7 protein-coding genes and 1 rRNA gene are annotated in these 6,202 nt (G+C 69.5%); 3 read left to right on the top strand and 5 right to left on the bottom strand.

The window, feature by feature from the left end:
- A 5S ribosomal RNA gene (rrf, locus tag AB0H75_RS46035) occupies positions 1-105 on the top strand; the annotation flags it as partial.
- A gap of 24 nt (positions 106-129) precedes the next feature.
- Here the strand turns inward: rrf and AB0H75_RS46030 are convergent.
- Entirely contained in the window at positions 130-606 is a 477-nt protein-coding gene (locus AB0H75_RS46030; protein WP_367807593.1) for an Lrp/AsnC family transcriptional regulator, read from the bottom strand.
- A 126-nt stretch (positions 607-732) separates the two neighbouring features.
- Here AB0H75_RS46030 and AB0H75_RS46025 point away from each other — a divergent pair, with 126 nt between their 5' ends.
- Together AB0H75_RS46025 and AB0H75_RS46020 are read left to right on the top strand one after the other, a co-directional pair.
- Positions 733-1,620, top strand: a complete 888-nt coding sequence (locus tag AB0H75_RS46025) for a phenylalanine 4-monooxygenase (protein WP_367807591.1) — start codon at positions 733-735, stop codon at positions 1,618-1,620.
- 444 nt (positions 1,621-2,064) lie between these two features.
- Positions 2,065-2,829 (top strand): serine hydrolase, encoded by a 765-nt coding sequence (locus AB0H75_RS46020; RefSeq protein ID WP_367807589.1) that lies wholly within the window; start codon positions 2,065-2,067, stop codon positions 2,827-2,829.
- On the opposite strand, the gene AB0H75_RS46015 is transcribed toward AB0H75_RS46020, so the two are convergent.
- From AB0H75_RS46015 to pstC, 4 genes are read right to left on the bottom strand one after another with little or no spacing between them, the layout of a single operon-like run.
- Positions 2,798-3,484 carry a response regulator transcription factor gene (locus AB0H75_RS46015; RefSeq protein ID WP_367807587.1) on the bottom strand — a complete coding sequence of 229 codons (687 nt, stop codon included), beginning with the start codon at positions 3,482-3,484 and terminating at the stop codon, positions 2,798-2,800. The genes AB0H75_RS46020 and AB0H75_RS46015 overlap by 32 nt on opposite strands.
- A gap of 38 nt (positions 3,485-3,522) precedes the next feature.
- Positions 3,523-4,299, bottom strand: coding sequence for a phosphate ABC transporter ATP-binding protein PstB (gene pstB, locus AB0H75_RS46010; protein ID WP_367807585.1), 777 nt, complete (start codon positions 4,297-4,299; stop codon positions 3,523-3,525).
- A gap of 15 nt (positions 4,300-4,314) precedes the next feature.
- Positions 4,315-5,220, bottom strand: a complete 906-nt coding sequence (gene pstA, locus AB0H75_RS46005) for a phosphate ABC transporter permease PstA (protein ID WP_367807583.1) — start codon at positions 5,218-5,220, stop codon at positions 4,315-4,317.
- Positions 5,217-6,197, bottom strand: coding sequence for a phosphate ABC transporter permease subunit PstC (pstC, locus tag AB0H75_RS46000; RefSeq protein ID WP_367807581.1), 981 nt, complete (start codon positions 6,195-6,197; stop codon positions 5,217-5,219). Before pstC ends, pstA begins: the two co-directional genes overlap by 4 nt.
- Positions 6,198-6,202 lie beyond the last annotated feature (5 nt).

Below are 6,202 nucleotides of genomic sequence, written 5' to 3'. Positions count from 1 at the left end.
GGCGGGAAGGAAACACCCGGTTACATTCCGAACCCGGAAGTTAAGCTTCTCTGCGCCGATGGTACTGCACTCGGGAGGGTGTGGGAGAGTAGGTCGCCGCCGGACAATCTTTGTGGAGGGCCTCGACGTTTAGCGTCGGGGCCCTTCTGCATTTGGGGGTTGTTGCAGAAGCGGCTCGATGCGGAACGGGATCTGGGTGCTCAGGGCGATCGTGGTGTCCGTGCGTTGCACGGCGGGCGAGGCCAGGACGCGGGCGATGATCTCCTGTAGGTGATCGGTGCTTCTGGCCACCACGCGGCACAACAGGTCGTGCTGTCCGCTGGTCCCGTGGACCTCCAAGATCTGAGGGACGGCGCGCAGGGCGGCCACCGCCTCCTCCAGCCGGCCCTGGGCGATCTGCAGCCAGACGAAGGCCAGGATGGGATGCCCGGCGGCGGCCGGGGACACCGTGGGACCGAAGTCCTCGATCACGCCCCGGGCGGTCAGCTTCTCGACGCGGGCCTGTACGGTTCCGCGCGCCACTCCCAGGAGCCGGGCGAGCTCGGTCAGGCCGATGCGCGGGTGGGCGCGCATGGTCACGAGGAGACGGGCGTCGAGCTCGTCCATGAGAGCCCTCCAGGGGAGTGTGCGATTCGACCAGTGGAAGCCGCTTCCGGCGTACGGAATTGAGCGTATCGCGCAGTTGGATTGAGCGCTCTTGCCAGGAAAAGCGGGACTTGCTGTTATCTGGTCATGTTTGAGGAAGCACAGTACTTCGCGCCGGTCTCCGCCCAGGAGGACGGGTCGGTGGTGGTCGAGCTGGCGGCGTCGCATCCGGGGTTCGCGGACCCGGTGTACCGGGCGCGGCGGAACGCGATCGCGGGGCTGGCGGTCGGCTACCGGCCGGGAACGCCGATTCCGGAGGCCGAGTACACCGAGCAGGAGCACGAGGTGTGGGCGATGGTCAGCCGGGAGCTGGCGATCAAGCACGCCAAGTACGCCACCGCCGAGTTCCTCGACGGCGCGGCCCGACTGGGGCTGCCGGCGGACCGGATCCCGCAGCTGGAGGAGGTCTCGCGGTTGCTGGAGCCGCTCACCGGGTTCCGGTACCTGCCGGCGGCGGGGCTGGTGCCGCTGCGGGACTTCTACGGGGTGCTCGCGGATGGTTTCTTTCACTCCACGCAGTACATCCGCCACCATTCGGTGCCTTTCTACACGCCGGAGCCCGATGTCGTCCACGAGGTGATCGGGCACGCCAACGCGCTGGCCAGCGACCGTTACGCCGCCCTCTACCGGCTGGCGGGTCAGGCCGCACGGCGGGTGGAGAGCGAGGAGGCGCTGGAGTTCGTGTCGAAGGTGTTCTGGTTCACCCTGGAGTTCGGGGTGATGCGGGACCAGGGCGAGCTTCGGGCGTACGGGGCGGGCATCCTGTCGTCGTACGGAGAGATCGAGGAGTTCCGGGGCATGGACATCCGGCCGCTGGAGCTGGCGGCGATGGGGACGATGCACTACGACATCACGAAATATCAGGATGTGTTGTTCCAGGCGGAGTCGCTGGAGCACCTGGAGGACGTCGTGGGCGGCTTCTGGGAGTCCTGCGACGACGACTCGATCGCGAAGCTGATGGCTTCGGCTGCCTAGCGGGTTCATCCGGGTTTTCGCCATAATGCCCGAGTGATCACGCGCCGGGGGCAAGCGGCAGTACGTGTGCTGCTCGCTGTCGCCCTGGTCCTGTCGCTGGTCGCGGTGCCCGCGGTGTCGGCCGTCCACGCGGTGTGGTGGCACGGGACGGCGGCCCCCGTGGGAGCGGAAGCGGTGGCGAGGGCAGAGGCGCAGGCAAGAGCAAGGACAGGAGCAAGGACAGGAGCGCAGGCAAGGGCGGAGGCAGGAGCTGAGGCGGGGATCCGCGGAGGCGCGCTCGTCCGAAGTGCGGGCACGGACGCGGGCGTAGGTGCTGATGCGGGCACAAGCGCCGATGCGGGTACGAGCGCTGACGCGGGCACAAGCGCCGATGCGGGCACGAGCGCTGACGCGGGCACCGGCGCCGGTACCGGTACGGGCACCTCTCTGGGGCGGATCGAGCAGGTGGCGGCCGAGGAGGCGCTGAAGCCGATCTCCGCGAAGCGGGTCACCGGGCGGCTCGACCGCTTCCTGGCGGGCCGTCCGGGACCGGTCACCGCGATGGTGAAGGATCTGGCCTCGGGGCGGCTCTACCGCTACCACCCGGGCGAGCGGCTGATCACCGCGAGCAGTTCCAAGGTGCTCATCCTCATGGGGCTGCTGCTGAAAACCCCGTGGCGGAAGCTGTCCGCGGAGGTCCGGCGCGACGCCGAGCTCATGATCCGCTCCAGCGACAACCACGCCGCCGACCGGCTCTGGTTGCGGATCGGGGGCGCGGCCGGGTTCACGAAGGCGGCGCGGCGGTTCGGGCTCAAGCACACCCAGGGCGTGCCGGGCGCCTGCGTTGACCTGTATTGCTGGGGAATCACCCATACGTCGGTGGATGACCAGATCCGCCTCATGAGTGCCCTGGTGTCCGCCAGGAGCCCGTTGAAGGCCGCGGAGCGCGAGCGGGTGCTCGCCCTCATGGGCGAGGTCGCGGACGGCCAGGACTGGGGCCTGAGCGCCGCCGCGTGCCGGGGCGAGCGGGTGGCGCTGAAGAACGGCTGGCTCAAGCGGGTCTCCACCGAGCGCTGGGCCGTCATCAGCGTCGGGCTGATCAGGGACGAGGACCACGACTACGCCGTGGCCGTGCTCAGCGAGGGCAGCCCGGAGGTCGGCTACGGCATCGCGACCGTCGAGGGCGTCGTCCGGAGCGTCATGCGAGAGTTCCGGTCATGCCCGGGGTGACCAGGCGGTAGCCGACGCCGCGTACGGTCTGGATGAGCTGGTCGTCCTCGTCGCCCAGCCGCGCGCGCAGCCGCTTGACGTGTACGGCGATGGTGTTCGTCGAGGTCGCGGCCGCCGTGTGCCACACGTGCCGCATGATCTGCTCGCGGGTGACCGTGCGGTCGGCGTTGCGCATCAGGTACTGGAGCAACTCGAACTCCCGCAGCGGCAGGTGGACCGCCCGCCCGCCGACCCGTACCTGGTAGGCCTGCACGTCCAGCTCGACGCCGCCCACCTGGAGCACCTTGCGCGACTCGGGCGAGGCCGCCTGGATGAACGGCAGCAGCTCCGGCACCCGGTAGGGCCTGGCCACGCAGGCGGCGGCCCCGGCCGCGAGGGCGCGGACGGCCTGCTCGGCGTGCCCCTCACCGACGCCGAGCAGCACCGGTACGGCCCGGGCGAGCCGTACCGCGCGGACGAACTCCACCGCGTCGATGACCGGGAGCATGGCCGAGACGAGCACCACGTCCGGCTGCAGGGCCCCCGCCTGCAGCAGTCCCTGGGCGCCGTCCGGCGCGTCGGTGACGGACACGCCCTCGCGTTCGAGGGCGCTCGCCACGTCGTCGACCACATTGCGGTCGGGATCGGCGATGAGCAGCACGGGCTTGGTCCGCACGTCCCCGAGCATCGTGGATGCCGCCTGCTGTCGGGTCATCAGCCGAAGCGCCCCGTGATGTAGTCCTCGGTGGCCTTCTGGCTCGGGTTGGTGAACATGCGCGAGGTCTCGTCCATCTCGACGACCTTGCCGGGCTGGCCCTGGCCGGCCAGGTTGAAGAAGGCGGTGCGGTCGCTGACGCGGGCGGCCTGCTGCATGTTGTGGGTGACGATGACGATCGTGAACTCGTCCTTGAGCTTGGCCATCAGGTCTTCGATCGCCAGCGTGGAGATCGGGTCGAGGGCCGAGCAGGGCTCGTCCATCAGCAGGACCTGCGGCTTGACCGCGATCGCGCGGGCGATGCAGAGCCGCTGCTGCTGGCCGCCGGACAGACCCGCGCCGGGCTTGTTGAGGCGGTCCTTGACCTCGTTCCAGAGGTTGGCGCCCTTGAGGGAGTCCTCGACGATGCCGTCGAGCTCCGACTTCGACACGCGGCCGTTGAGGCGCAGGCCGGCGGCGACGTTGTCGTAGATCGACATCGTGGGGAACGGGTTGGGGCGCTGGAAGACCATGCCGATCATCCGGCGCACCGAGACGGGCTCGACGGAGGTGCTGTAAAGGTCCTCGCCGTCGAGCAGGACCTTGCCCTCCACGCGGGCGCCGGGGATCACCTCGTGCATGCGGTTGAGCGTGCGCAGGAACGTCGACTTGCCGCATCCGGAAGGACCGATGAACGCGGTGACGGAGCGCGGCTCGATGGTCATCGACACGTCCTCGATCGCCTTGTGCGATCCGTAGTACGCGTCCAGACCCGAGACCTGGATCTGCTTGGACATGAGCGGCGGTACCCCCTATCGGCCCTTGGCGGGCGCACGCCACCAGGCGATCAGGCGCGCCACCAAGTTGAGCAGCATGACGATCAGAATGAGCGTGAGGGCTCCGGTCCACGCGCGGTCGATGGCGGTGTCGTTCGGACGGGCCGCCTGGTCGAAGACGTAGAGAGGAAGCCCCATCTGCGGCCCGCTGAACGGGTCGTTGTTGATGGAGTCGGTGTAGAAGACGGTGAGCAGCAGCGGCGCGGTCTCGCCGGCGACGCGGGCCACGGCCAGCATGACGCCGGTGATGATGCCGGTGAACGCGGTGGGCAGCACGACCTTGAGGATCGTGCGCCACTTGGGCACGCCCAGCGCGTACGATGCCTCGCGCAGGTCGGCGGGGACCAGGCGGAGCATCTCCTCGGTGGATCTGACCACGGTCGGCATCATGAGGATGGACAGGGCCATCGCGCCCGCCCACCCGCTGTAGGGCATGCCGAGGAACAGGATCCAGAACGCGAGGATGAACAGGCCGGCGACGACCGAGGGGACGCCGGTCATGACATCCACGAAGAAGCTGATGGCCCGGCTCAGCCGGCCGCCGTTGCCGTACTCCACCAGGTAGATGGCGGTGAGCAGGCCGATCGGCACCGAGATGAGCGAGGCGAGCAGCACCTGTTCGAGCGTGCCGATGATGGCGTGGTAGGCGCCGCCGCCCGCGTCGCGGGCACCGATGCCGCGCATCGAGTGGGTGAGGAACTCCAGGTCGAAACGGGCCAGGCCGTTCGAGACGACCAGCCACAGCACCGAGATCAGCGGCACCACGGCCAGCGCGAACGCCAGGTAGACCAGCCCCTGGACGAAGCGGTCCTTGATCCGACGGCCGGTCGAGATGTGCTGGATGGCGGGTGGTCTGGCCACGGCCTCGTTCTGCAGGGTCATGCGCCGGCCCTCGCGTACTCCTTGCGGCGGTTGATGATCAGGCGAGCGCCCGTGTTGACCAGCAGGGTGATGATGAACAGCACCAGGCCGGAGGCGATCAGCGCGCCGCGGCCGATCGGGGTGGCCTCGCCGAACCCGTTGGCGATGTTGGCGGCGATGCTGTTGCCGTGCGGGGTGAGGATCTGGATGCTGAGGTCGAAGGTGGCGGGGAAGATGAGCGCGACCGCGATGGTCTCGCCCATGGCGCGGCCGAGGCCGAGCATCGCCGCGCTGACGATGCCGGGCCGGCCGAACGGCAGCACCGCCATCCGGATCATCTCCCAGCGGGTGGCGCCGAGCGCGAGCGCCGCCTCCTCGTTCATCCGGGGGACCTGCAGGAAGACCTCGCGGGAGATGGCCGCGATGATCGGCAGGATCATGATGGCCAGGACGACGCCGCCGGCCAGCATGGTCTTGCCGCCGATCGCGCCCTCGCCGGCGAACAGCGGGAACCAGCCGAGGTTCTCGTTGAGCCACTTCGACGGCTCCCGCAGCAGCGGGACGAGGAAGGCGAGCCCCCACAGGCCGTAGATGACGCTGGGCACCGCGGCGAGCAGGTCGATGAGGTAGCCGAGCGGCCCGGCCAGGCGGCGCGGCGCGTAGTGGGAGATGAACAGCGCGACGCCGACCGCGATCGGCGTCGCGATGACCAGCGCGATGCCCGAGCTGAGCACGGTGCCGAACGCCAGCGCGCCGATGCCGAACACCTGGCTGCTGTTGGGCTCCCAGATCAGGTCCGTGAAGAAGTTGCCCTTGTTGGCCTGGAGCGCCGGGATCGCCTCGGCGACGAGGAACACGGCGATGGCCGCCATGATCGCCAGCAGGACGACGCCGGCCGCCGTGGCCAGGAACGCGAAGGGTCCTTCACCGGAGGTGCGCCGCGAGGCGGGCCGGCGCGTGGCCGGCCCGCCGCCGCGGGTCTTCGTGTGGGTCGCCATCGGGG

This window comes from Nonomuraea sp. NPDC050783, from assembly GCF_040802095.1.
Lineage (GTDB): Bacteria > Actinomycetota > Actinomycetes > Streptosporangiales > Streptosporangiaceae > Nonomuraea.
This window is presented reverse-complemented; position numbering and strand designations above follow the sequence as displayed.

Excerpts from the sequence above, each read along its gene's own strand:
- AB0H75_RS46030 (WP_367807593.1), bottom strand. The coding sequence starts at position 606 with ATGGACGAGCTCGACGCCCGTCTCCTCGTGACCATGCGCGCCCACCCG.
- AB0H75_RS46025 (WP_367807591.1), top strand. The coding sequence starts at position 733 with ATGTTTGAGGAAGCACAGTACTTCGCGCCGGTCTCCGCCCAGGAGGAC.
- pstB (WP_367807585.1), bottom strand. The coding sequence starts at position 4,299 with ATGTCCAAGCAGATCCAGGTCTCGGGTCTGGACGCGTACTACGGATCG.
- pstA (WP_367807583.1), bottom strand. The coding sequence starts at position 5,220 with ATGACCCTGCAGAACGAGGCCGTGGCCAGACCACCCGCCATCCAGCAC.
- pstC (WP_367807581.1), bottom strand. The coding sequence starts at position 6,197 with ATGGCGACCCACACGAAGACCCGCGGCGGCGGGCCGGCCACGCGCCGG.